This is a genomic window from Planctomycetota bacterium (assembly GCA_039182125.1).
Taxonomy (GTDB): Bacteria; Planctomycetota; Phycisphaerae; order Tepidisphaerales; family Tepidisphaeraceae; genus JBCDCH01.
The window spans coordinates 1-23,119 of record JBCDCH010000048.1; the positions used below are offsets into that span (position 1 = coordinate 1).

Annotated in this window: 26 protein-coding genes; 13 read left to right on the forward strand and 13 right to left on the reverse strand. The window is 63.8% G+C overall.

Annotated features, from left to right (window positions below; genetic code table 11):
* Positions 1-63 precede the first annotated feature (63 nt).
* Positions 64-693 (reverse strand): dihydrodipicolinate reductase C-terminal domain-containing protein, encoded by a 630-nt coding sequence (locus tag AAGD32_12630; GenBank protein MEM8875088.1) that lies wholly within the window; start codon positions 691-693, stop codon positions 64-66.
* Between the two features lie 36 nt (positions 694-729).
* On the opposite strand from AAGD32_12630, the gene AAGD32_12635 reads away from it, so the two are divergent.
* A complete protein-coding gene (locus tag AAGD32_12635) occupies positions 730-1,149 on the forward strand; it encodes a GNAT family acetyltransferase (protein ID MEM8875089.1) in 420 nt (139 codons plus the stop codon).
* A 2-nt stretch (positions 1,150-1,151) separates the two neighbouring features.
* Here AAGD32_12635 and thrC read toward each other — a convergent pair whose 3' ends face one another.
* From thrC to AAGD32_12655, 4 genes are read right to left on the reverse strand one after another with little or no spacing between them, the layout of a single operon-like run.
* On the reverse strand, positions 1,152-2,636 hold the full coding sequence (thrC, locus tag AAGD32_12640; protein MEM8875090.1) for a threonine synthase: 1,485 nt from the start codon (positions 2,634-2,636) through the stop codon (positions 1,152-1,154).
* 21 nt (positions 2,637-2,657) lie between these two features.
* Positions 2,658-3,029, reverse strand: coding sequence for a virulence factor (locus AAGD32_12645; GenBank protein ID MEM8875091.1), 372 nt, complete (start codon positions 3,027-3,029; stop codon positions 2,658-2,660).
* A gap of 17 nt (positions 3,030-3,046) precedes the next feature.
* Complete coding sequence (locus AAGD32_12650) at positions 3,047-4,087, reverse strand: M50 family metallopeptidase (protein ID MEM8875092.1); 1,041 nt, start codon at positions 4,085-4,087, stop codon at positions 3,047-3,049.
* Positions 4,087-4,626 (reverse strand): NUDIX hydrolase, encoded by a 540-nt coding sequence (locus tag AAGD32_12655; protein ID MEM8875093.1) that lies wholly within the window; start codon positions 4,624-4,626, stop codon positions 4,087-4,089. The genes AAGD32_12650 and AAGD32_12655 overlap by 1 nt, the downstream gene beginning before the upstream one ends.
* A gap of 30 nt (positions 4,627-4,656) precedes the next feature.
* Here AAGD32_12655 and AAGD32_12660 point away from each other — a divergent pair, with 30 nt between their 5' ends.
* A complete protein-coding gene (locus AAGD32_12660; protein MEM8875094.1) occupies positions 4,657-5,496 on the forward strand; it encodes an HAD family hydrolase in 840 nt (279 codons plus the stop codon).
* Between the two features lie 566 nt (positions 5,497-6,062).
* Here the strand turns inward: AAGD32_12660 and AAGD32_12665 are convergent.
* Entirely contained in the window at positions 6,063-7,856 is a 1,794-nt protein-coding gene (locus tag AAGD32_12665; protein ID MEM8875095.1) for a cytochrome c biogenesis protein CcdA, read from the reverse strand.
* Between the two features lie 43 nt (positions 7,857-7,899).
* On the opposite strand from AAGD32_12665, the gene AAGD32_12670 reads away from it, so the two are divergent.
* From AAGD32_12670 to AAGD32_12695, 6 genes are all read left to right on the forward strand, one after another.
* Positions 7,900-8,325, forward strand: a complete 426-nt coding sequence (locus AAGD32_12670) for an Rrf2 family transcriptional regulator (protein ID MEM8875096.1) — start codon at positions 7,900-7,902, stop codon at positions 8,323-8,325.
* Between the two features lie 57 nt (positions 8,326-8,382).
* Complete coding sequence (locus tag AAGD32_12675; protein MEM8875097.1) at positions 8,383-8,994, forward strand: superoxide dismutase; 612 nt, start codon at positions 8,383-8,385, stop codon at positions 8,992-8,994.
* A 47-nt stretch (positions 8,995-9,041) separates the two neighbouring features.
* Positions 9,042-9,404: a retroviral-like aspartic protease family protein gene (locus tag AAGD32_12680; GenBank protein MEM8875098.1), complete on the forward strand. Its 363-nt coding sequence runs from the start codon at positions 9,042-9,044 to the stop codon at positions 9,402-9,404.
* 24 nt (positions 9,405-9,428) lie between these two features.
* Positions 9,429-10,004: a sigma-70 family RNA polymerase sigma factor gene (locus tag AAGD32_12685; protein ID MEM8875099.1), complete on the forward strand. Its 576-nt coding sequence runs from the start codon at positions 9,429-9,431 to the stop codon at positions 10,002-10,004.
* Between the two features lie 16 nt (positions 10,005-10,020).
* Positions 10,021-10,254, forward strand: a complete 234-nt coding sequence (locus AAGD32_12690) for a hypothetical protein (protein MEM8875100.1) — start codon at positions 10,021-10,023, stop codon at positions 10,252-10,254.
* 83 nt (positions 10,255-10,337) lie between these two features.
* Complete coding sequence (locus tag AAGD32_12695) at positions 10,338-11,093, forward strand: spondin domain-containing protein (protein ID MEM8875101.1); 756 nt, start codon at positions 10,338-10,340, stop codon at positions 11,091-11,093.
* Positions 11,094-11,173: 80 nt separating this feature from the next.
* Here AAGD32_12695 and clpB read toward each other — a convergent pair whose 3' ends face one another.
* Both clpB and AAGD32_12705 read right to left on the reverse strand, forming a co-directional pair.
* Positions 11,174-13,798, reverse strand: coding sequence for an ATP-dependent chaperone ClpB (gene clpB, locus AAGD32_12700; protein ID MEM8875102.1), 2,625 nt, complete (start codon positions 13,796-13,798; stop codon positions 11,174-11,176).
* A gap of 157 nt (positions 13,799-13,955) precedes the next feature.
* Positions 13,956-14,708: a hypothetical protein gene (locus AAGD32_12705; GenBank protein MEM8875103.1), complete on the reverse strand. Its 753-nt coding sequence runs from the start codon at positions 14,706-14,708 to the stop codon at positions 13,956-13,958.
* An 81-nt stretch (positions 14,709-14,789) separates the two neighbouring features.
* Between AAGD32_12705 and pheA the strand changes: the two genes are divergently transcribed.
* Together pheA and AAGD32_12715 are read left to right on the forward strand one after the other, a co-directional pair.
* A complete protein-coding gene (pheA, locus tag AAGD32_12710; GenBank protein MEM8875104.1) occupies positions 14,790-15,872 on the forward strand; it encodes a chorismate mutase in 1,083 nt (360 codons plus the stop codon).
* Positions 15,869-16,444 carry a peptidoglycan DD-metalloendopeptidase family protein gene (locus AAGD32_12715; GenBank protein ID MEM8875105.1) on the forward strand — a complete coding sequence of 192 codons (576 nt, stop codon included), beginning with the start codon at positions 15,869-15,871 and terminating at the stop codon, positions 16,442-16,444. Before pheA ends, AAGD32_12715 begins: the two co-directional genes overlap by 4 nt.
* Positions 16,445-16,504: 60 nt before the next feature.
* Here the strand turns inward: AAGD32_12715 and AAGD32_12720 are convergent, their stop codons facing one another.
* The 5 genes from AAGD32_12720 to AAGD32_12740 form a co-directional block, all read right to left on the reverse strand.
* Positions 16,505-17,542 carry a polyprenyl synthetase family protein gene (locus AAGD32_12720; GenBank protein ID MEM8875106.1) on the reverse strand — a complete coding sequence of 346 codons (1,038 nt, stop codon included), beginning with the start codon at positions 17,540-17,542 and terminating at the stop codon, positions 16,505-16,507.
* 61 nt (positions 17,543-17,603) lie between these two features.
* Positions 17,604-18,095 (reverse strand): NUDIX domain-containing protein, encoded by a 492-nt coding sequence (locus AAGD32_12725; GenBank protein ID MEM8875107.1) that lies wholly within the window; start codon positions 18,093-18,095, stop codon positions 17,604-17,606.
* Between the two features lie 42 nt (positions 18,096-18,137).
* Positions 18,138-18,296 carry a DUF1328 family protein gene (locus tag AAGD32_12730; GenBank protein ID MEM8875108.1) on the reverse strand — a complete coding sequence of 53 codons (159 nt, stop codon included), beginning with the start codon at positions 18,294-18,296 and terminating at the stop codon, positions 18,138-18,140.
* Between the two features lie 103 nt (positions 18,297-18,399).
* On the reverse strand, positions 18,400-19,044 hold the full coding sequence (locus AAGD32_12735) for a hypothetical protein (GenBank protein ID MEM8875109.1): 645 nt from the start codon (positions 19,042-19,044) through the stop codon (positions 18,400-18,402).
* A gap of 57 nt (positions 19,045-19,101) precedes the next feature.
* Complete coding sequence (locus tag AAGD32_12740; GenBank protein MEM8875110.1) at positions 19,102-20,148, reverse strand: Gfo/Idh/MocA family oxidoreductase; 1,047 nt, start codon at positions 20,146-20,148, stop codon at positions 19,102-19,104.
* A 21-nt stretch (positions 20,149-20,169) separates the two neighbouring features.
* On the opposite strand from AAGD32_12740, the gene waaF reads away from it, so the two are divergent.
* The 3 genes from waaF to AAGD32_12755 are packed head-to-tail and all read left to right on the forward strand — an operon-like array spanning position 20,170 to position 22,989.
* Positions 20,170-21,198 carry a lipopolysaccharide heptosyltransferase II gene (gene waaF / locus AAGD32_12745; GenBank protein MEM8875111.1) on the forward strand — a complete coding sequence of 343 codons (1,029 nt, stop codon included), beginning with the start codon at positions 20,170-20,172 and terminating at the stop codon, positions 21,196-21,198.
* Entirely contained in the window at positions 21,191-21,934 is a 744-nt protein-coding gene (locus AAGD32_12750) for a lipopolysaccharide kinase InaA family protein (protein ID MEM8875112.1), read from the forward strand. The genes waaF and AAGD32_12750 overlap by 8 nt, the downstream gene beginning before the upstream one ends.
* Positions 21,934-22,989 carry a glycosyltransferase family 4 protein gene (locus AAGD32_12755; protein ID MEM8875113.1) on the forward strand — a complete coding sequence of 352 codons (1,056 nt, stop codon included), beginning with the start codon at positions 21,934-21,936 and terminating at the stop codon, positions 22,987-22,989. The genes AAGD32_12750 and AAGD32_12755 overlap by 1 nt, the downstream gene beginning before the upstream one ends.
* Positions 22,990-23,119 lie beyond the last annotated feature (130 nt).

Consider the following 23,119-nt stretch of genomic DNA (forward strand, 5'->3'; position numbering starts at 1 on the left):
CCTCGTTCACCGAAGTCACGGTGCTGGAGCATAAGCACACCCGGAGGCCGGTTCACACCAAAATCATGCGTAAACATCATCGACCGCATACCGCCCTGCCGACTTGCCGATGAGCCACGCGGCACACCGAATAGCACCGTGCGCGAACAAGTCTCGGCTGGTCGCACGGTGGGTCAACTCGAGCCGCTCACCGGGCAATGCCAGATGCAACGTGTGGTCGCCGACGACATCACCGAGACGCAACGACTCGGTCGGCACGTCGGCACGTCCCGTGGCCGCTGCCAGGGTTTTGGCCGTCCCGCTGGGGGCGTCGAGCTTCTTGATGTGGTGGGTTTCGACGATGGCAACGTCGGCGTCGGGCAAGAGTCGGCACGCTTCGGCCGCGAGACGGTTGAGCACCGCGACACCGATCGAGGTGTTGGTCGCGTGGAGAACCGGGATGTGGATCGCGGCACGATCGAGCCGGGCTTGATCCTCATCGGTCAGCCCCGTCGTACCCGAAACAAACGGCATCCCGGCATCAACGGCTTTTGCCAGCCAATACCGAAAACCATCGGGCAGCGTGAAGTCAATCAACGCATCCGCCGTCGGCAGATCACCGCCACGCTCCAGCGTGATCGTCGCTTGTTCGGCCAGCGCGAGGATGCGCTGACCCATCCGTCCCGTGGCACCCGCGATGGCGTAAGTCGGCATGCCACACCGTAGCCCGTTTGCCGATACGCTGGGCCGATGAACATTCGGCCGTTTCACATTGACGACCAAGCCAAGGTCGTTGAGCTTTGGCACGTTTGTGACCTCGTCCGACCGCAGAACGATCCAGAGCGCGACATCGCCCGGAAGTTGGAAGTGCACCCCGAGCTGTTCCTTGTCGCCGAGCGTGACGGCGAAATCATCGGCAGCGTGATGGCCGGCTACGAAGGACATCGCGGGTGGATCAACTACCTCGCCGTCGCGCCCGGCCAGCGCCGATGCGGCCTCGGCAGGCAACTGATGAACGAAGCGATCCGGCGCCTTCACGCACTCGGTTGCCCCAAGGTCAATTTGCAAGTGCGTCGATCGAACGCTGAGGTCGTGGCGTTTTACAAAGCCATCGGGTTCGCCGTCGATAACGTCACAAGCCTCGGCAAGCGGCTCATCCCTGACAACTGACGTCAGTACTCCTTCACCGGCACGTTGGCGATCGCGTCGTCCTCGGTGAGGTCGGGGATCTTGCTCGGGTCGCCACCGAGGGCGGTGACGATGGCGGCGAGGTCATCTTCGACCTGCTGGGGGATGTTCACGAACTCGCCGTGGGTTTCGACCTGCGGGGCGTGGTCCTGGGCGGCTTTCATGTCGAGGCCGGTGTGGTACTTGACGGTGGCGTTGGCGTCCTTGAGCTCGTGGCCCGTGAGGATGCACACGACTTGCTCGTCGGCCGAGATCACGCCATCGTCCTTGAGCACTTGCAACCCCGCGACACTCGCGGCACTGGCCGGCTCGCAACCGAAACCAAAGCGGGCAACCGCCGCGCGGGCTTCGAGGATGTGCTCGTCGGGCACGTCGCGGACCACGCCGTCCATCGCATCGAGGGCTCGGAGTGCCTTTGGCAGATTTACCGGGCGACCGATCTCGATCGCGCTGGCGACGGTGTTGGCCTTCGCGCCGGCCTCGTTCATCTCGCCGTAGAACCGGCCGATCACGTCGGCATCGGGGTGGCCGTCCATCCACTTCAAGCCGCGCTGGTTCACCAGCTGGCTGAGCGTGTCGGCCCCGCTGGCGTTGATGATCGCGAGGCGCGGGATTTTGTCGATCAATCCGAGCTGCTTGAGCTCGACGAACGCCTTGCCGAACGCGCTGCAGTTGCCGAGGTTGCCGCCGGGGACGATCACCCAGTCCGGCGGCTGCCAGTCGCGGGCCTCGAGGATGCGATACATGATCGACTTCTGCCCCTCGAGGCGGAAGGGATTCACGCTGTTCATCAGGTAGATGCCCAGCTCCGGCACCTTGAGCGCGACCTGGCGCACCCGGCGGAGGCAAGCGTCGAAGTCGCCTGAGATTTGGAGAGTCTTCGCGCCGTAGTCGAGGGCCTGGGAGAGCTTGCCGAAGGCGATCTTGCCCGAGCCGATGAAGACGATGCCGTCCATCTCGGCGAGGCTGGCGAACATGGCAAGGCTCGCGCTGGTGTTGCCGGTCGAGGCACACGCGACCCTTTTCGCACCGACCATCTTCGCGTGGGTGAACGCGGCGGTCATGCCGTTGTCCTTGAAGCTGCCGCTGGGGTTGAGGCCTTCGTACTGCACCTGCAGGTTGCCGCGTTTCATGCCGAGGTGATCGGCGAGTAGGTCGGCGGTCTGCAGGATCGTTCGTCCCTCGCCGATGGAGACGATGTCCTCCTCGGTGTCGAAGTACGGCATCAACTCGCGGAAACGCCATACGCCGGAGAAGTCGAGCTTGCCCGTCGTCGCGGTCCCCTTGCTCGCCCATCGGTGCTCAAAGTACGCCAGCGACTTGGGCACTGGCAGCTTGTCCCAGTCGTACCGCACGTCTAGCAGCGAACCGCAGTCACAGATGAGCTTGACCTCGTGCGTGTCGAAGGTCTTCGCGCAGTTCGGGTCGATGCATTGCTGGTAAGCGCGGTCGGACGGTCGGTCAGGCATGGGGCGAAAGAGTCTACCGCCTCAATCGTCGGCCTGCCGGACCGCCGGCATGAGATCGTTCAGTTCTTCGATGCGCAGCATCCGGATGTCCCGAACGCACCGGCTGAACCAAGGGAGCGATCGGGCAAGGTCCTGAGCCGCCAATACGCAAGTGACGGCGTTGATCGAGTCGTCACCGAAGTAGGTGCTGCCCTGCTGCCAGCGGAAGCCGTGCCGGAGCAGCACGCTGCGGATCTCGGCATAGGCGTTGTTGTACGGATCGCCATAGTGCTCGCGCAGAGCGTTCACGTCCATGTCGAACACGATCGAATACACCTGCACCGCCCCTTCCGGCAAACCATCGAGCGAATCGGCCAACGCTTCCGCCGGGATGTCGAGGGTCAGCGTGCTCATGCCTTTAGTCTACGCGATCAGCCGCGTTTCTGTAGTTCGGCGCGGTGCTCTTCGAGGGCGGCGACTTCCTTTTTGGTCAGGCTCTCACGGCCGGATTCGCCGATCTTGGCGAGGATGCGGTCGATCTCGGCAGCCTTCGCAGCGGCAGCGGCTTCCTCGCGCTCGATCCGCTTCTGCTCCTTCGCCGCGGCACGCTTCTCGGCCCACGTCGGCTCTTCGTCTTTCAAACTTGCCGCGTAGTCCGGCTCGTCCATCTCCGAGAAGCCCCACGGCCCTTCGGCTTTGAGCGCACGGTTAAGACGAAGGCAGTTCATGAAGCACATCAGCCCGATGAACAGCATGAGCAGGCGGAACGTGAAAAGCCCGTACAACCCCAGCAGAATGCCGCCGGCGATTCCGATCGTCGTGGCGTACATCGTCGCCCAGTACCAACCTAGCTTCCACCAGAGCAGGCCCTGCAAAATCTGTCCGCCGTCGAGGGGATAGATCGGCAACAGGTTGAACAGCAGAAGGAAGTAACTGACCGTGTAGACATACAGGACGAATCGCGGGCCGGCGCTGGTATACGCCTCCATCTCGCTGAAGACGTCGCCGAAGCTGAACGGCCCGAGCGGCACGAACCCGGTCCACGCACCGAGGATGATGCCGCAGACCAAACAGATGATCACGTTGACCAGCGGCCCGCCAACGATGGTGACGGTGTGGTTGTACCAACCCTTTCCCGGCCGCGCCATGGCAAGTCCGCCAAGGGGCGTGAGTTCGATTTCGTTGGCTTCACCACCAGACCAACGGGCAGCAAAGACGTGGCCGAACTCGTGCAGCAGAACGATACCGAAGAGCACGCCGATGAACGTGAGCCGGTCGAAGAACGTGTTGCCGAAGTACCCGGTGCCGAGGAGAAGGACGAAGACCGAGATGACGATCATCGACGCGTGGGCGAACACATTGACGCCGAAAACGCGGAACAACGGCACCCGCCCGTAGACCAACCACATGAACGGGTTGCTCCCGAAGTTCGGCCGGCCCGGCTGGGCGTAGTCGCGGTCGTCGTAGGCCATCACGCATTCCCCCGGCGAAACTGTGCGTATCGCAGCAGGGCCGCGATGGTTTTGCCGTCGACGATGTCGCCGTCTTTGATCATTTGCATCACGTCCTCGAACGGCAGTGCATGGACATCGATCTCCTCACCCTCTTCCAACGCTTGCTCGCCGGCTTGGAGCTTGGTCGCCAGGAAGCAGTACATCCGCTCGGTGAGAATGCCCGGGGAGGTGTAGAACCAGCCCATCGGCGACATCTTGCCCGCGAGGTAGCCGGTCTCCTCCTGCAGTTCACGCCCGGCGCAATTGATCGGCTCCTCGCCCTTCTCCAACGTCCCGGCGGGTAGCTCCCAGATCATCTCTCCGCCCACGGGATAGCGGCGGACTTTGATCATGAGAATCCGGCCATCATCGAGCTCCCCGAGGACCAGCACCGCCCCCGGGTGGGCGACGACTTCGCGTTCGTGGCGTTTGCCGTTGTCGTCCTCGACCTTGTGCAACTCAAGGCGGACTTTCTTGCCGTCAAAGAGGACGCGTTTGTCGACGGTGCTGTACGGCATGGCCTCATGGTACGCCGCCTACGCTGCGCCGTGACCTACCGCCTGCTCGCGCTCGATCTCGACGGCACGACCATCGCCCCCGACGGGACAGTGCGTCCGCCCACGATCGCCGCGATCCGCCGGGCGCTGGAGCACGACCTGATGGTGGTCTTCGCGACGGGTCGCAACTACGCCGAGAGCAAGCCGATCCTCGACATGATCGGCCACTACCCCACCGGCATCTTCGTCGGCGGCGCGGTCGTGGTCGAAACCGCAACCGGTGAAGTTTCGCATCGCACCGGCATGGACGCGGCGTTGGCCGTCGAGGTCGTGGCCGCCGTGCGGGAGTTGGGCCTTTCGGCGCAGTGCTTGCAGGAAGGAGCCGGCCAACCCAGCTATCGCGTTGTCGGCGATCCGCCGGAGGCTTTCCGCTGGTGGTGCGAGCACAAGGACATCGCTTGGGAGCCCTTCGACGGTGACACTCTTGAAGCCCATGAACACACCATCCGAGTCGGCCTGCTCGCGCCTTACGACACGGCCCACACCATGGAAACTCTCCTCCGTGATCGGCTCGGCGAGCGGGTCTACATGCACAACATCGAGGTGCCCCAGCAGTTCAACGTCGTGGAGATCTTCGACCCAAGCGTGAACAAGTGGGAAGGCATCCGTACCGTCGCGGCCCGCCATGACATCCGCGCCGAGAAGATCATCGCCGTCGGCGACGACCGCAACGACATCCACATGATCGAGGGTGCCGGCCTCGGGGTGGCGATGGGAAACGCGAAAGATGAAATCAAGGCGATTGCTGATAGGGTGATCGGTACTAACGGGGAAGATGGCCTCGCGGCTTTCATCCACGAGATCGTCGAGCAACACCTGCTCACTAGGTGAGTGCTCATCATGCAGCGCAACCGAAGCGGCGTCTGAAGGACTCGCCGCGGATGCACAGGACGGACCGGCGGCCAAGGAGCCCACCGTCAACCGCTCGGCAAGGAAGCGGCAGAAGGACTTGCAACACGCCCCATCGCCGGGCCCGGCGATGGGGATTTTTCGTAATCGCGGCCAACTGCTAAGGTTTGTCGAATGGGCGAAGAAACACTTAGAGATGATTGGTGCATCGTCGCTGTCGCAGATGGTGTCGACCAGAATCTTCCCGGTATCTACATGTGGGAGGTTCCCCGTCTAGGCACATACATTGGCAAGTACACCCGCTCAACGCGACCGCTAAATGACTACCGGCGAAACCTTCGCCATCTGTTGAGCGGTCGCGCTTATCGCGTTGGTCAGCTTGATCGAAACTACCGGCCTATACACCGTGCACTTGGAGCAGCGTACCGGGCAGGACTGCAGTCAAGACTCACCTTTTTGGAGAACGTGTCCGACAAAGTAGAACGCGATCTACGCGAGGATGAGCTTATTGCAGAGCGCGGAAACCTAAACGGAACGGTCGACACATCTCATTGGAGTGCACTTCTCAAATCTTCGGAGGAGTAGATTCCCACCAATTCACGCACCTCGCCATCGACATACACCGCCGTGAACGGGATGCTTCGGCTCGGGTTGAGTTCAACGAGGCTCGGCCAGCCGGCGGCACCGGACGTGGTCAGATCGGCCTTGATCAGCGTCAATCCGAACTCATCACGCCAGGCGTCGAGTTGTTCCTGATTGCCGAAGACGCGGCGTTCGACGACCTGGCAGTTCGCGCACCAGTCGGCGGTGTACTTCACCAGCACCGGATCCCCGGTGCCGAGCGCGTCCCCCAACGCTTCATCGGAGAACTCCACCCAGCCGACCGGCGGGTTGGCAAACTGCCGGGCAAACACGAACGTCGGCACCAGCAGCACCGCGACCACGCCGGCGACGGCATAAAGCGACGGCTTACGCCAGCCGACGAGCATGCCGCCGCGGACGACGAGGAAGATCAACCCGGCGGCGAGCAGGCCGAAGATGACATACCACCACGCGTCACCGCCGATCGGATCGGGCAGCAACGGCCTGGCAAAGAACGCCGCAGTCGCCAGCAATAGGAACGCCATCGCCTGCTTGACTGCCTCGGGCCAACCGCCGGTGCGGGGGAACTTGCGGGCGATCTCCGGGAAACAACTCAGCACGACGTACGGCGCGGACATGCCGACACCGACCATCACCAACAACAACACCCCAAGCCATGCCGGCTGGGTGATCGCCCACGCCAACGCGCCCGCGAACAGCCCGAACGTGCAGGGCGTCGAAAGCACGGCGGTGAACGCGCCCCATGCGACGTTGCCACCGTAGGTGTCGTGCTTCGGCGAGAACGCGTACACCGACTTCGGCAGGGACGTCGCGAAGAGGCCGAATGTCCCCACCGCGGCGATAACGAGCAGCGTCACGATCGGCCAAACGAACCACGGCTTGGAGAAGATTTCGCCCCACGAACCGATCGCTCCGAAGACCAGCAGCAGCAAGCCCAGCGCCGCGAACACCGCGATCATGCCGACCGCGAAGAACAGGGAGAGCGTGACGCACTTGGCCCGATCATGCTTGGCCGCTTCGAAGAAGCCCATAATCTTGAGCGGCAACACCGGCAACACGCACGGCACCACGTTGAACATGATTCCCGCCACGAACGCCAGCCCGAACCAGACAAGCGTCGAGCGATCCGCCGAGGCCTCGTTCGGCTTCGATTCGTCCGGCTTCGCCGGTGCCGGTACCAGCGACGCCCAGACGGTCGGGTCAAAGTTCGCGAATAGTTCCGTGTTGGCCGGCGCGACCGAAGCACCGACTTCCGGCGCAAGCGTGAACGTTTCGAGCGTCGGCGGGTAGCAAAGCCCGGCCTTGTTGCAGATTTGGTATCGCACGCCCACCGACCACTCGACCGGCGACGCAACTGGTTCCGCAACCTGCACCGGCACGTAGAGAATGAACCGCCCGTCGTAAATGTCCGCGGTGCCGACGTTGGGAATGTCCTTGGCCGTCGGCTGCGGCTTGATCGTCTCGTAGACGATAGCGGTGTCGCCGGTCTCGACGGTAACCTCAAGCGGGATCAGGCCGAGGTCGCGGTTGGTGGCGGTGTCGGCTTGAGCGTAGTGGTCGGCGGGCACGTCGATGACGACGGCGATGACGGTCTGCTGGCCGGGTTGGATGGCTGTGGTGTTGAGCGCGACGTCGATCGTGGGCCGGGCCTCGGGCGGCGGAGCCGGCTGGGCGAAGGCGACTGCCGAAACCCAGAGCACCGCGATCGTCGCGAGCCAGGAACTTTTTGCGAACCGCATGAACAAACATATGCCTGCGGGCCGCAATCGTTACGATCCGGTGATGCTTCGGCTCAGTAAACGGACGGAACACGGCCTGCGGGCCGCGGTGCAACTGGCTCGGCTCGCGTCGGACACCTACGTCCAATCCCGTGACCTCGCCGCCGCCGAGGACCTGCCCACGAAGTTCCTCGAGTCGATTCTGCTGCTGTTGCGCCGTGGCGGCGTGCTCGAGTCCAAGGTCGGCTCGGGCGGCGGGTACAAGCTCACCCGTCCCGCCAACGACATCCGTGTCGGCGAACTCATTCGATTGCTGGAAAACCAGGAAGACGCCGCCCCCGCGAACGCCCCGACGTCGGTCGGCGGCCGGGCCGTCGCCCTGCTGCACCAAAAGCTCGACGACGCCGCCGGCGACGCCCTCGACGCCATGACCCTCGCCGACCTCGTTCAGGAAGCCAGCGTTACCGGCGAAGCCATGTGGTTCATCTGACGACCCTCCATTTCCAAGGTTGTCGATGAGTGGCATGAGTTTTACGGTGTACGCAACATGCCAAAAATCGAACATAAACCGCTCCCGTACGCTTACGACGCTCTCGAACCCCACATCGACGCCCGAACGATGGAGATCCATCACGGCAAGCACTACAAGGCATACGTCGACAAGTACAACGACGCCGTCGCGAAGCACGGCTTGGAAGACAAAGCCCTGCACGAGTTGCTTCCCAACGACCTCGCGGCCGTCCCCGACGACATCAAGACCGCCGTCCGCAACAACGGCGGCGGTGCCCACAACCACGCCCTGTTCTGGGAAATCATGGGGCCCGACGGCGGCGGCGAACCCAAGGGTGAACTCGCCAGCGCCATCGACAAGACTTTCGGTTCGTTCGACGCGTTCAAGAGCAAGTTCAACGACGCCGCCGCGACCCGCTTCGGCTCCGGCTGGGCGTGGCTCATCAAGAAAGGGGCCGACCTCGAAGTCATCAGCACGCCCAACCAGGATTCGCCGCTGATGATGAACGCCTTCCCCGTCATGGGCCTCGACGTCTGGGAGCACGCCTATTACCTCAACTACCAGAACAAGCGGCCTGACTACATCAACGCGTTCTGGAACGTGGTCAACTGGGAGGCCGTCGGCGCTCGGTACGACCGCGCGGAGTAAGGCTTCCAATCCGTTTTGAACCCGCCAACGTCGGCGTAGAATCGGGCATGGGCCTGACCTACGCCGACGTTGAAATTCGCGACCTTGACCAAAAACACCCGGCATTCTCCGGACGATTTCTGGTCGACACCGGTGCTGTTGAATGCGTCGTGAACGCGGATGACTTGCGCGACGCCGGGGTGATGCCTGAAGGACGCAAGCAGTACGAGCTTGCCGACGGATCGTTACGGGAGATGGACTACGGTTTTGCTCGGATCAAGGTGCGCGGCGCGGAGACCGTTTCCGAAGTCGTCTTCGCCCCCGCGAAGAGCGAGCCCATTCTCGGGGTCGTGGTGATGGAGTTGCTGGGGTTGGTCGTTGACCCTCGAACCAACACGCTCAAGAAACTCGCGGCAGTGTCGTTGAAGTAGCCGTGTGTCTACCGTCTGCCCTGCATGAGCGGGCCGCCTGATCCCATTTCCGATGACGCCCGGCTCGCGGAATGGTGGGCCGACCATGCGTCGGAGATGCGTGCGTTCGCGGCCCGGCGTATCGGTGAGCAGGCGGAAGACGTGGTTCAGGACGTTTTCGTTGCGGCGGCTAACGAACTCCAGAAGAACGGCGCGCCTGACCATGCACGGGGCTTTCTCTTCACGATCCTGCGCCGGCGGGTGGTGGATCACCTGCGTTCGGTCGGTCGGGCACGGGATCACGAGGCAAAAATCGCCGATGCCCTGAAAGAACCGACGCCTTTCCGCGACGGCATCTGGGCGGGGCCGGTGATGCCATGGCGGGCGGATCCGGCCCAGGTGGCAGAATCGACCGAGTTCTGGGCCGCGCTTCAGTCGGCCGTCGACGGACTTCCCGAACCGATGCGTCAGGTTTTCGTGTTTCGGGAGTTCGACAAGTTACCGACCGCCGAAGTGTGCGACCTCCTCGGCATCACTCAGGGCAACCTATGGACGTTGCTGCACCGCGCCCGGCTTCGGCTTCGCGAGCAGCTTGGCACTTTTTTCACCGATACCCAGTAAGCTCACCGACTTTCTCATGCGTCGAACCCTGCGTGGCATCTACCTCATCCTGACCCTTCGCTGCGAGGAAGCGGAACTGATCCGCTTGCGCGCTCGGGACGGGGAAGCGGGCCGACTGGAGAAAATCGCCGACTGGCTGCACCGCGCGATCTGCAAGCCTTGCCGCCACGCGGCGGTCCAGGACGCGAAGTTCGACGCCACGCTCGAACGTGCCCAGGAAAATTCTGGCGATCAAGATGTTTTCCTGTGAGATTGTTCGAACCTCCCCGACGTCCCGTCGTAGCCCGCTCGTTGTGAGCGGGTCCAAACGATGGACCCAGATCGGGAGAGACCATGATCCGCAGTTCCGCAATCGCCGCAGCCGCCGTTCTAGCGACCGCAAGCCTGGCCGCCGCACAAGATGTCACCGTTACCATTGAAAACCTACAGGGAGCCGGCGGGCTTCCGCTGACGCCGACATTCGTGGGGCTGCATGATGGCAGCTTCGACTTGTTCGACCCCGGCTCGGCCGTCTCGGTCGGCCTCGAAGAAGTGGCGGAGCTCGGCTCGACCGCCACACTCGCCGGGGAACTGCCCGCCGGTGCCGTTACCGGCGACATCACTTTCGGCGCGCCTCCGACCATCGACCCGGGCGAGACCGGCTCGATCACCCTCGACTCCGCCGGCAACCGGTTCCTCAACTTCGCCGCCATGGTGGTGCCGTCCAACGACCTGTTCGTCGGTAATCCCACGCCCATCGAAATCTTCGACGACATGGGCAACTTCAACGGCCCGATCACCATCACGCTCTTTGGCAGTCAGGTGTGGGACGCGGGCACGGAAGTGAACGACTTCAGCAACGGCCCCGCCTTCGTCGCCGGCGTCGATGCGACGCTCGGTGCCGAGCAGAACGGCGTTGCATCGCTCCTGTTTGATGATCCCGCCGCATCTGCCTACCTAGCGAGCATCATCGGCGCCGACACCCCCGTCGGCGAAATCGCCCAGACCTTCGACTCCAGCACGGCCCTGTACCGCGTCACGATCGTTCCCGAGCCGGGCAGCATCGCCGGTCTCGCACTCGGCGGCCTGTTCCTACGTCGCCGGCGCTGATTCTTCGTTCCCCCTACCCAACAGCAAGCCGCGCTCCCGAACGGGATGTGCGGCTTGTTTCATTCGGAGATTGGTAGGAACTACGCGTTGACCAACTCGCCCTTGACGACTGGCGAACCGACCTTGAAGTCGAAGTCGCGGCGGGCGTCGTCGACAGTCACGTGGATCGTCTGGCCCGGCGTGAAGTCGCCGTTGAGGATGCGGACGGCCAGCGGGTTTTCGATCCGCCGCTGGATGAGCCGCTTGAGCGGGCGGGCACCGAACTGGGGGTCGTGGCCGTCGTCGGCGAGCAGAAGCTTGGCGTCGTCGGACAGCTCAAGTCCGAGCTCGCGGTCGGCCAACCGTTTCTTGAGACCAACCAACTGAACGTCGACGATCTTCGCCAACTGCTCCTTGCCCAACGGGTGGAACACGATCGTGTCGTCGATGCGGTTGAGGAACTCCGGGCGGAAGAAGGTCTTGAGCATCTGCCCGACCGCGGCCTCGACCTCGAACGCCGGGGCGTTCTGGGCGGTCAGCTCCTGAATCTTGTCGGAGCCGATGTTGGACGTCATGACGAGCACGGTGTTCTTGAAGTCGACCGTGCGGCCCTGCCCGTCGGTGAGCCGGCCGTCGTCGAGGACCTGCAACAGCACGTTGAACACGTCGCGGTGAGCTTTCTCGACTTCATCAAAAAGGATCACGCTGTACGGCTTGCGACGCACCGCTTCGGTGAGTCGGCCGCCCTCCTCGTAACCGACGTAGCCGGGGGGCGCACCGATCAGGCGGGCAACGCTGTGCTGTTCCATGAACTCCGACATGTCGATGCGGACCATCGCGTCGTCATCGTCGAAGAGGAACTCGGCGAGGGCCTTGCATAGCTCGGTCTTACCGACGCCGGTCGGACCAAGGAAGAGGAAGGAGCCGACCGGGCGATTCGGGTCGCCAAGCCCGGCGCGGTTGCGACGCACCGCGTCCGCGACGGCCTGCACCGCTTCGTCCTGCCCGATGACGCGGGCGTGCAAACGGTCCTCCATTTTCAGGAGTTTCTCGCGTTCACCTTCGAGCATCTTGTCGACGGGAATGCCGGTCCAGCGGGAGACGACTGACGCGACCTCGTCGCTGTCGACCTCTTCCTTGACGAGCGCTTCACCGGAGGAAAGCAGTTCTTCCAGGCGGGCCTCGGCGTCGTCAATCGCCTTGCGGGCCGCGGCGATCTCGCCGTACTGGATGCGAGCGGCAGTCTCCAGATCGCCCTTGCGCTGGGCCTGTTCGAGCTGCGTCTGCTTCTCACCGAGCTCGCGTTGGGCATCCTTGATCGCGTCCATCGCACCCTTCTCGTTCTCCCATTGGGCCTGCAGCTTCGCCTGCGTCTCACGCAGGTCGGCCAGATCCTTCTGAGTCTTTTCGAGTTGGGCCTTGCTCGCGTCGTCCTTCTCGTTCTTGAGCGCTTCGATCGCGATCTGGCGTTGCATGACTTCGCGGTTGACCTGGTCGAGCTCGGCGGGCATCGAATCGTTTTCGATACGCAGCCGCGACGCCGACTCGTCGATCAGGTCGATGGCCTTGTCCGGCAGGAAACGGTCCTGAATGTAGCGGTCCGAAAGCACCGCCGCCGACACGATCGCCGCATCGGTGATGCGCACGCCGTGGTGCGCTTCGTAGCGACCCTTGAGACCGCGCAAGATCGAGATCGTGTCCTCGACGGTCGGCTCGCCGACGACGATCGGCTGGAAGCGGCGCTCCAGCGCCGGGTCCTTCTCGACGTGCTGGCGGTATTCCTTGAGCGTGGTCGCACCGACACACCGCAGCTGCCCGCGGGCCAGCGCCGGCTTGAGCAGGTTACCTGCGTCGGCCGAGCCTTCGGTTTTGCCCGCACCGACGACCGTGTGCAGCTCGTCGATGAACAGGATGATCTGCCCGTCGCTATCCTGCACTTCCTTGATGACGGCCTTGAGGCGATCCTCAAACTCGCCGCGGTACTTCGCACCGGCGATCAGCGCGCCCATGTCAAGCGCGATGATCCGCTTGTTCTCCAGCGGCCCCGGCACGTCGCCGTCGAGGATGCGCTTGGCCAGCCCCTCGGCGATCGCCGTCTTACCGACACCCGGCTCACCAATGAGCACGGGGTTATTCTTGGTCCGCCGGGCCAGCACCTGCATCGTCCGGCGGATCTCGCCGTCGCGCCCGATGACCGGGTCGATCTTGCCCTGGCGGGCAAGTTCGACGAGGTCGTGGCCGTACTTCTTGAGCGCGTCGTACTTGGCTTCGGGATCTTGGTCAGTAACGCGTTGGCCGCCGCGGACTTCCTGCAGGGCGGCGAGCAACGCCGACTCCGTGGCGCCCAATTGATGCAGCAAGCCGGCCACGTCGCTTTTGGTCTTTGCGAGCGCGAGCAGGATGTGCTCGGTGCTGACGTACTCGTCGCGCAGCCGGTCAGCTTCCTGATGAGCCGTGCGGAAAACCTCCTGGCTTGCGCGGCTCATGCCCGTCTGTGTGCCGGTCGCCGACGGCTGTTTGCTCAGCGTGGCATCGACCGCGTCCCGCAGCGTCGGCAACTGCACGCCGACCTTCTGCAGCAACGGCGCGACGGTGCCGTCTTTTTCGTTGAGAAGCGCCGCGAGCACGTGGACAGGCGTGACCTCCGCATGCTCGCGGGACTGCGCCAGATCCACGCATCGCTGCACCGTTTCCTGTGCTTTGATGGTGAAATTCTGAATGTTCATACCTGTCGGATGGCAAGTCGCATACCAATGCAAAAGCGTTGATATTCGCGGGAAAATGACATTCGCCCCTGCCACGGATGGCATGAAAACACCGGCCCTGCCGAAACGGCGGGACCGGCGGGATTGCCTCCGGGCGGGTTGTGAGACCCGGCGACAGTCAGCCCTTTTTCTTCGAAGATTCCTTCGCCTTCTCGGCCCGGATGTAGCTCGACTGATAGAGCAGTCCGAACACGAACGGCACAAGCAGCGTGATCGGCAAAATCAGGTGCTGCTCGGCGAGCGTCGTTTGCAGCGGTCCGGCGATCGACCCGTTCTTGAACGCCAGCCCGAGCAGGCCGAAGACCAGCATCACACTCCCCTGGATACTCATGAAAAGCACGACCGAGGTGCGAAAGAGGATCAGACTCATCATGCCGAGAAAGATCATGCCGATGAGCCCGCCGGCAGTGGCGTAGGTCGGCTCATAGCCACTGGCATTCCAGACGGTTACCCCCAGCGTGAACCCGAGGATTCCCCCGACGACGGCGACGGCATACTTGAGCATCGGCCAAGTCAGCGCGGCCGCGACGAGCCCGCCAACGATGGCGGCCGGCATGGGTTGTCCGACCGAGTTGCCCACGAGCACCCCGCCCCAAATGCCGATGGCGATCGCGTTGAGCGTGACGAGGTATTTGTACAGGTAGGACCCGGTCGCGAGGTAAAGCGCTCCCACGATGGCGATCGCGGTCGCGACGCCCGCGTGCATGCTTTGCGTCCAGTTGAGCAGGTCCATTTGTGCCGGCCACTCGGTCCACGAGAAGCTGCCGAACGTCGCCGCGGCATCCGCAAAGGACGCGGCCGAGTCGGTCACGGCGTCGGCCGTGTTGGTCGACTCCGACGAGGCGATGGGTTGTTCGGCTACGGGTGCCATGTTCGAAGCTCATCGGCACTTGACCGACTTGTTCATTACCCGCCCTGTTACCGGACGCGGCATTGCTTACGATGCCAGGCCGTGACCGACGATCTGCAACAACTCCGACAACGCATCGACGCCCTCGACGCCCGCATCGTCGAGTTGCTCAACGAACGCGCTCAGGTCGTGATCGAAGTCGGCAAGCTCAAACAGCGCACCGGCGGCAGTATCTACGCACCGGATCGCGAGGTCGCCCTGCTCCGCCGGCTTGCGGAAATGAACACCGGGCCGCTGCCGCAGCGGACGCTCGAAGCGGTCTATCGCGAGCTCATGAGCGGCAGCTTCGCCCTCGAGAAACCCTTGCGTATCGCATATGTCGGCCCCGCCGGCGGCTTCGCCCATCAGGCGGCCGTCGGCAAGTTCGGCCGGAGCGTCGACTACGTCCCGCTGACCGACGTCGCGTCGGTCTTCAGCGAAGTGCAGCGGGGACACGCGGACTACGGCATGGTGCCCGCCGACGACGCAGCGGGTTCATTGGCCGAGACGCTCGACGCATTTCTCGCCGGGGCGGGCGGATCGGTCCGCCTGTTCGCCGAGGTTCCCACGGCGGTTCGGCATGACCTGCTGGCCAAGGAGTCATGGGCCGATGTGAAGGAAGTCGTCGCACGGCCCGAGGTCCTCGCGCAGTGCCGTGAGTGGCTCAGCAGCACCGCGCGGGATCGGAAGGTTCGTCCCGTTGCCACCGTTGCCGAGGCAGCACGGACGGCCGGCAGCGTACCGGGGGTCGCGGCAATCGCGCCAGCGATCTCCGCGGAACTACACGGACTAAAGGTGCTCTTCGAACACATCGCCGACGACCCCGACCGCGTCGCACGTTTCTTCGTCATCAGCAAGCAGGCCGCTCGAAAGAGCAACGACGACAAGACCGGCGTGCTTTTCCTCACCGCCGACAAACCCGGCGCGCTCGCCGACGTCCTCGACGCCTTTCGCAAGGTGGGCGTCAATCTCAGCGATCTTGAAAAACGCCCGACCGGCACGCGTCGCCAGCACTACGCGTTCTACCTCGATGCCGACGCCAACGTGGCCGACGAGCCCCTCACCCGAGCGTTGGCCGAAGCGGAAAAACACTGCCTCGAAATGCACATACTCGGTAGCTATCCACGGGCGGCGGAGGTGGTGTGAACGACAACGGCTTTCATCCGATCATTCGACTGCCCGAGCACTACGAGGTCTTCGACTTCACCGGCGGCTACGACCCGGACCGGCCGCGCATGGAATACGGCATCGGCCGGTATGACGAAGTCCGACCGGGGATGTACACGACCGCTCAGTTTGAGAACGTCCGCAACATCCACATGGGGATCGACATCGGCTGCCCAGCCGGTACGCCGGTGCATGCGTTCGACGACGGCGCACTCATTCTCCAACGCGACAACGACCAGCCGGGTGATTACGGCCCGACGCTCGTTTGCGAACACCAACTCGACGGCAAGCCGATCTACGTCCTGCTCGGCCACCTGACGCGAGCATCGCTGCACCTGCGGGAACTCGGCACGCCCATCCGCCGAGGCGACGTCCTCGGCCACGTCGGCGAGAAACATGAAAACGGCGGCTGGAACCCGCATGTCCACATCCAACTCGCGACCGACCGCCCGAACACCGCCGACATGCCCGGTGCGGTCAGCAAGGAGGATCGGGCCGGGGCGCGACGACAACACCCCGACCCACGACGGCTCCTCGGACCGATCTACTGATTGCCGAACCGCGTTGCGGAGCAACGCAGCTGAGAAGAACTAAGAACACACCCATCGCGCCTAGTTGCGTTGCTCCGCAACGCGGTTATCAGCGAAATAGGTTTCGCGCAGCCCGGCAAGGAAATGCCCGAGCGGTCGGCGGAGGTTGCCGCAGTCGGCGGCGCTGGCCTCGGCCACCCCGAGGTGCTCGGTGATCAGCGAGCGGGTGTCGCCCACCGCCGTCGTGGTCAACACGTCGCTGCGGAGCGACTCGGCCAGGGCGAGGCGATCGCCGTTGGCGTTGGCGATCGCGTCGAGCCTGCGCGAGAGATCATGAATGTCGCGGCTGGCACGAAGCATCGTCACGGTCCGTTTGCCCTGGGCGATATCGCTACCGTCGTGGACTGGCGCGGCCAGATCGAGCAAGTCGTTCTGCAACTGGTACGCCTGCCCGATCGCCAGGGCGAAGCGACTGACGGCGGCACGGACATCGGCATCAGACCCGGCCAGGATCGCGGCCGAGAGCATCGGGCCCTCGAACGTGTAGGCCGCGGTCTTCTGGGCGTAATCGCGTAGAAGCCGTTCCTCGCTGAGCCGGTCGAGCGGCGTGTGGCCAGCGATGATGTCGCCCGCTTGGCCGAAGCCGGTGACGGTCGCGACTCGGCTGAGCAGCCGAAGCAGGTCGCGATACCTCGTGAGTTCGGTATCGATCCCGTGCCAGGTTTCCAACGCGCCAGAGAACAGCAGGTCACCGACGACGATGCCGAGGTTCGTACCGAAACGAACGCAGTTGCTGTCGAGACCGGCGAGTTGGCGATGCAGAGCCGACTGATCCCGGCGAACGTCGGACCCGTCGATGATGTCATCGTGGACGAGCAGAAACGCGTGGAAAAGCTCCCAACCACTGGCCAGGTCGAGCGCCGCGACATCGTCGGTGCCGCCGAGATGCCGGTAAGTCCAAAGACAGAGTTGGGGCCGAATGCGTTTGCCGCCGGAACGGATGAACCGTGCGACCGTGGCCCGAACCGATTCGAGGCCGGGCTCGATGAAACAGCGATCGGCGGCAAGGTCGATGGCAGCTTCGAGATCGTCAAGTTGATTCTGGTCCAGCAGTCGCACGAGGTTCCAGTTACAGCTTATGGCCGGTCCGAGTCGCGGCAAAACGGATGATCTTCAATAACTACTTCGCGTCCGACGCTGGATCGGATGCGAGCAAATTGAGATGCTCCGCCGCGTCTCGAAGTAACGCCTTGGCATTGCCGTGACCGACCTTGTCGAGCGCTTCGTTAAGCCCGAGCCAGCCATAGCCGCTGTGTTCGTGGCTGATCCGCACCTCTCGGCTCTCGACCTTTCCGAGAAAGAAACGCACCGTCTTGTTGATGAGCTTGTTCTTCTTTCGAAAAAAGTATCGAATCTCACGGGACCAATCCGGATCGAGTTCGATCGCCTCGATACCGGTCTCTTCAAACAATTCACGCCGGGCAGCGGTGAGGTCATCTTCGCCCGCTTCGAGGTGCCCCTTGGGGTAATCCCAATACCGTCCGTAATCGAGCAAGAGAAACGCCGGCGGGTCGTCGTTGGTGTGGACGATGACGCCGGCGCTGCGTTCGCGGGATACGCCGCTTTCGGTGGATTTTGGCTTACGAGGATACTGCTTCGAATCGGTCGCCATCGCGACACCATACCCGAAGTCGACCGCGATGACAGCCCCGCGTCACCCGATGGAGCCGAAGACGATCGCGACGATGGCTAGCAGAACGCCAATGATCAGCAGAAGTTTGCCGACGCTAGCTGTCATTCCCGCAATCCCTTTCGCACCGAGCGCGTAGGCGACAATGGCGATAATGAGCAGAACGATGCCGAGGTAGATCATGGTGGTTCTTTAGCAGTGGGTCGCCGGTCACGATGCAGACCACGACACCGGCCGATCGCGGCAACCCGATCGCTGCGAAAGTCGTGCCACCTTTGACCTACATCTACCCCGAGCGCTGCAGCGTCGGCCATAGCGCGACCGTGGCCATGCGATGGCCGTTGCGTTCGAGAATGTCGCAACTACGCACTTGTCGGAAGCCGGCAAGCACCTCGGTCTTGGCAAGGTGGTCTTCGAACAACTGCAAGTCGGCTTCGAGAACGTCCGACGTCGCGGTGAAGACGACCAACACCAACGCGGCTTCACACAGTGCCGGCTCGGACTCCATTTTTTGCAAGTCCCCGGTCACGCCCTGCCGCCACTGGGCACCGTACCCGCGATGGGGTCGGCCGCCCTCGGCGAACTGGGCCGCGACTTTCACCTCCAGCCACAGGCCGTCGCCGGGACCGTGCATGCCCGGCGGGTCGAAGAGCGTCGGCGGCTTCGTGTCCAGCCGCAGCGGATGACCTTGCTCGGTCAGCACCAGATCGCACCGCTGCCGGCTCGGCTGCTTCTTGCCGACGCTCGACGGGTAATGCACTTCCCGCGCGACCTCGTGCTTTTTCGACAGCCCCGCGGCAAGCACCTTGTGCAACTCGAGCTCGTCGAGACTGTCCAAGCCGTACACCGCTTGCTCGAGCCGCAGGTCCTCCTCGGCACCGCGCAGCACCTCGATCATGTCGTCCGCGATCTCGTCGAGGTTCCAGCGCATCGCGACACGATACGAACCGCGTCGCGAAGCAACGCAGCTACACGTACGACAACGCGCCTAGCTGCGTTGCTCAGCAACGCGGTTGAGCCGCTCCCAGAAAGAATCGCTCCGCCCAGCGTAGAACCTGTCCAACACCGCGTCGATCACCGCGTTGGTCCGCAGGGCACTGCGGCCGGTGCTCGGACAGGTTTGCTCGCCGGTGCGCAGATCGTGGACGATCGTCGTCGTCAACGGTCGCTGGACGGCGCTCGGCGTAGGCTCCGCGATGAGCCGGGCCTTGTCACCGTGCTGTAACGAGAACGGCTCGGTGCCGAAGCAACTGACGGTGATGCGCCCCTGCGTCCCGGTCAGCGTAAGAACGTCCTCCATCACGCTGCCGGCGAAGTTCCATGTCGCGGTGCCCAGGCAGTCCCGTGCCAAAAAACTCATGCACACGCTGTCCTCGACGGCGTTGTCGGAGTGGTTGCGTGCGTCCCCGGCGACATTATCCAACGGGCCAAGCAAGTGATCGAGCAGGTCGAGCAGGTGGCTGCCGAGGTCAAGGATCAAGCCGCCACCGGACTGCTCTGCCTGCATCCGCCACTCGGTCTGGCGCTGCGGCCGGTGCCGGCGGGTCATGCGGTAGTCGACGTGCGTGAGCGTGCCGAGCTCGCCGTCGTCGATGAGCTGCTTCACCCGCACCCACCGCGGCAGGCACCGCCGGTAGTACGCCACCCACAACGGTAAACCCGCCGCCTCGAACGCCGCACACATCCGCTTGCACTCAGCGGCGCTGCGCGCCATCGGCTTCTCCACCAACAACGGCTTACCCGCCGCCGCGCACCGCAACGCCAGTTCACAGTGCGACCCCGGCGGCGTCGCGATGTGCACCGCGTCCACCGCCGGATCATCCAACACCGCATCGACCGAATCCGACCACCTTGGCACGTCATGCCGTCTGGCAAAGTCCTCGGCCCTGCCCGCCGTCCGCCGCATGACATGGACCACCCGCGAGCCGGGCTGGTTTAGCGCATTGGGCCCGCCCTTGACCTCGCACACGTCGCCGCAGCCGAGGATGCCCCACCCGATGTCTCGGCCGTCGTTTTGGGAAATGGTGAATGCCATGATCGGTGCTACCGTAACGCCGTGGATGAACCGAAGCGCATTCTCGTGGTGCAGCCGAGTTGGGTCGGCGACTGCGTGATGGCGACGCCGACGCTGCGGGCCCTGCGGCAACGGTTTCCCGAGGCCCACATCGCCTACCTGATGCGTCGGCACCTTAAGCCGATCTACACCGGCATGCCATGGGCGGACCGCCTGCTCACGCATCGCAAGATCGGCCTGCCCAGGCTCGCCGCCCGTCTCGCCAAGGGACGCTTCGACGCCGCCATCCTGCTGCCCAATAGCTTCCGCACCGCGCTCCTCGTCAAGACGGCCGGTATTCCTCGCATCATCGGCTACGACCGCGACGGACGCGGGTTTCTGCTCACCGACAAGCTGCTCCCGTACAAACAGAATGGGCGGTTCGTGCCGCGGCCGATGATCCCGACCTACCTCGGCATCGCCCACTACCTCGGCAGTGGAAAGACCAGCGAGCGCATGGAGCTGTTCGTCACCGACGACGACGCGGCCGACGGTGCGGCGGTGCTCGAACGCGGCGGACTGCCACCGGACGGATATATGTTGCTCAATCCTGGCGCGAACTACGGCAGTGCGAAGTGTTGGCCACCGAAGTACTTTGCCGAGGTCGCCGACAAGCTCGCGGACCAAGGGTTGGCCGTCGGCATTACCGGCGCGCCGAAAGAGAAGCCGATCGTCGCCGACATCCTTGCCGTGTGTAAGAGCAAGCCGGCCGACCTGATCGCGGCCGGCATGACGCTCGGCGCGCTCAAGCACGTCACAAAACATGCCGCCCTGATGATCACCGGTGATACCGGCCCGCGCCACATCGCCGGCGCGCTCGGCACACCCATGGTCACGCTCTTCGGCCCGACGGACCCGCGCTGGACCGAGATCAACGTCGCCGGCGAACGGCAACTGTCCGTCCCCGTCTACTGCGGCCCGTGCCAGCGCAAGGCCTGCCCGCTCGATCACCGCTGTATGACCCGCCTCACGCCGGCGATGGTCATGACAGCCGCGGGTCGATTGCTCGATGCGAAGGTGCTCCATGGTTGAGTTCACCGATCCCGCCTACGCCACGACCCTCGCGGCCATGGGGCTGCGGGAGATCGACGACTTTTTCACGCACGACGCGGTCGTCGCCTGGCGGAGCATTCGGGAACGTGAGAACTGCGTGCTCGAAACCGCGCTCGGCAAGCTGCACGTGAAGCGGATGTTCAAGCCCGGCGGTGCCGAGGCGGCCAACGCGGAAGTGACGGGGATCAGGCATCTACACGACGCCGGCATCGCGACGACCCCGCTGGTCGCGCATGCCTCGGACGAGACCGGGCGCGGGCTGATCGTGACGGCAGACCTCGAAGGTTTCGTGCAACTCGATCAAAGGCTGATCGACGGGCAGCTGCAGTGGGAACAGATCGCCGGGCCGACCGCAGCACTGGCCGCGAAGCTGCATCAGTCACTGCACCATCGCGACATGTACCTGTGCCATTTCCTCGGCCGGCTCGACGAAAACGGACTCATCCAACTGGCCCTGATTGATCCCGCCCGTGTAAAGCCGTTGCCGAGGTGGTTCGCGAAGCGTTGGCTGGTGAAGGACCTCGCTCAATTCCGCTACGGTTGTCTCGAAGCAGGTATCGGCGAAGGCGCGCTCGACGATTGGCTCCGGCGTTACGGCCGACCCGACCTACTCGGCGCGGTCAAGCGCAAGTGCGACCGCATCGCGAAACACGACCTGAACCTGCGTCGCAAACAGCCCGAACGCCGCGTGTCGATCCACGACGCAACCGACTGATGCACATCGCCCTGCAAATCTTCACCGCCGACAAACGCCGCGGCGGCATGGAGCGGTACACGCACGACCTGGCAGAAGCGCTGATCGCACGAGGCGAAAAGGTGACAACGCTAGCAACACGGTTTGCTCACGATTGGCCGGGCGAGCGGATGACGGCTCGCGTCTGCAGTGTCGATGTACGTGCGTTGCAGTACGAACAGTTCGCCAAAGCAACGGTGCCCGATTCGGTCGTTCATGCGATGCAGCCGGTTGCGCATGCCGATGTCTACACGCCGCACAGCGGCTTTGTCCCCACGCTCTACGACTGCGGTGGTCCGCTGCGTCGCTTCGCCAATCGCCTCAACCTCAAGCGTCGCGTCGTGCGTCAGACCGAGGCAAAGCTAATCACCGGCCGACCGCTCATCGCGTGCCTGTCTCGACGCCAAGCAGCCGATGCGAAGCAGGCATACCCGACAATCGACCATCGGCTGCATGTCATTCACCACGGCGTCGACCTTGATCACTTCGACCCGACCAATCGACCCGCCGTGCGCGAGAAGTTCCGCACCGACTACGGCATCCCAGCGGGCGCGCCGCTCGTGCTCTTCATCAGCCAGAACTTCCGACGGAAGCGGTTGGATGTGGCGATCGACGCGCTTCGGCTCGGCAAACATCACCTGCTCGTGGTCGGCCGTGACAGCCCGACCGGCTACGAACGACACTTTGGTCAGGTGCACTTCGTTGGAGCGCTGCCCGACGCGCTTCCAGCCCACGCCGCGGCGGACGCGTTGATTCTGCCGACGCTCGATGAACCGTTCGGCCTGGTCGTGCTCGAGTCGATCGCGATGGGCAATCCCGTCGTGCTCTACCACACGGCCGGGGCAACCGAGATGGTCGTCGATGGCGCGACCGGGAGGGTTGTTCGTGAGGACAACCCGATCGCTTGGCGCGAAGCGCTGCGAGAAGTCATCGCGGATCGCGCCGGCTGGCGCGCTCGCTGCCTTGCCGCACGCGACAGCCTTTCGTTTGACCGCCACGTTGATGCCCTCATGCACCTCTACCGTGACGTCCGATAGTGACGTCAACGCTGGTGGTGGCGACAGTTCGGTCTCATAATCCCTCCAAACTTGTCAGTCCTCGCCGTCGTACCGAATGTTTGGCCGCCCCGGCGTGCCTGCCGGTCCCAAACACCATGCGCAAATCCGA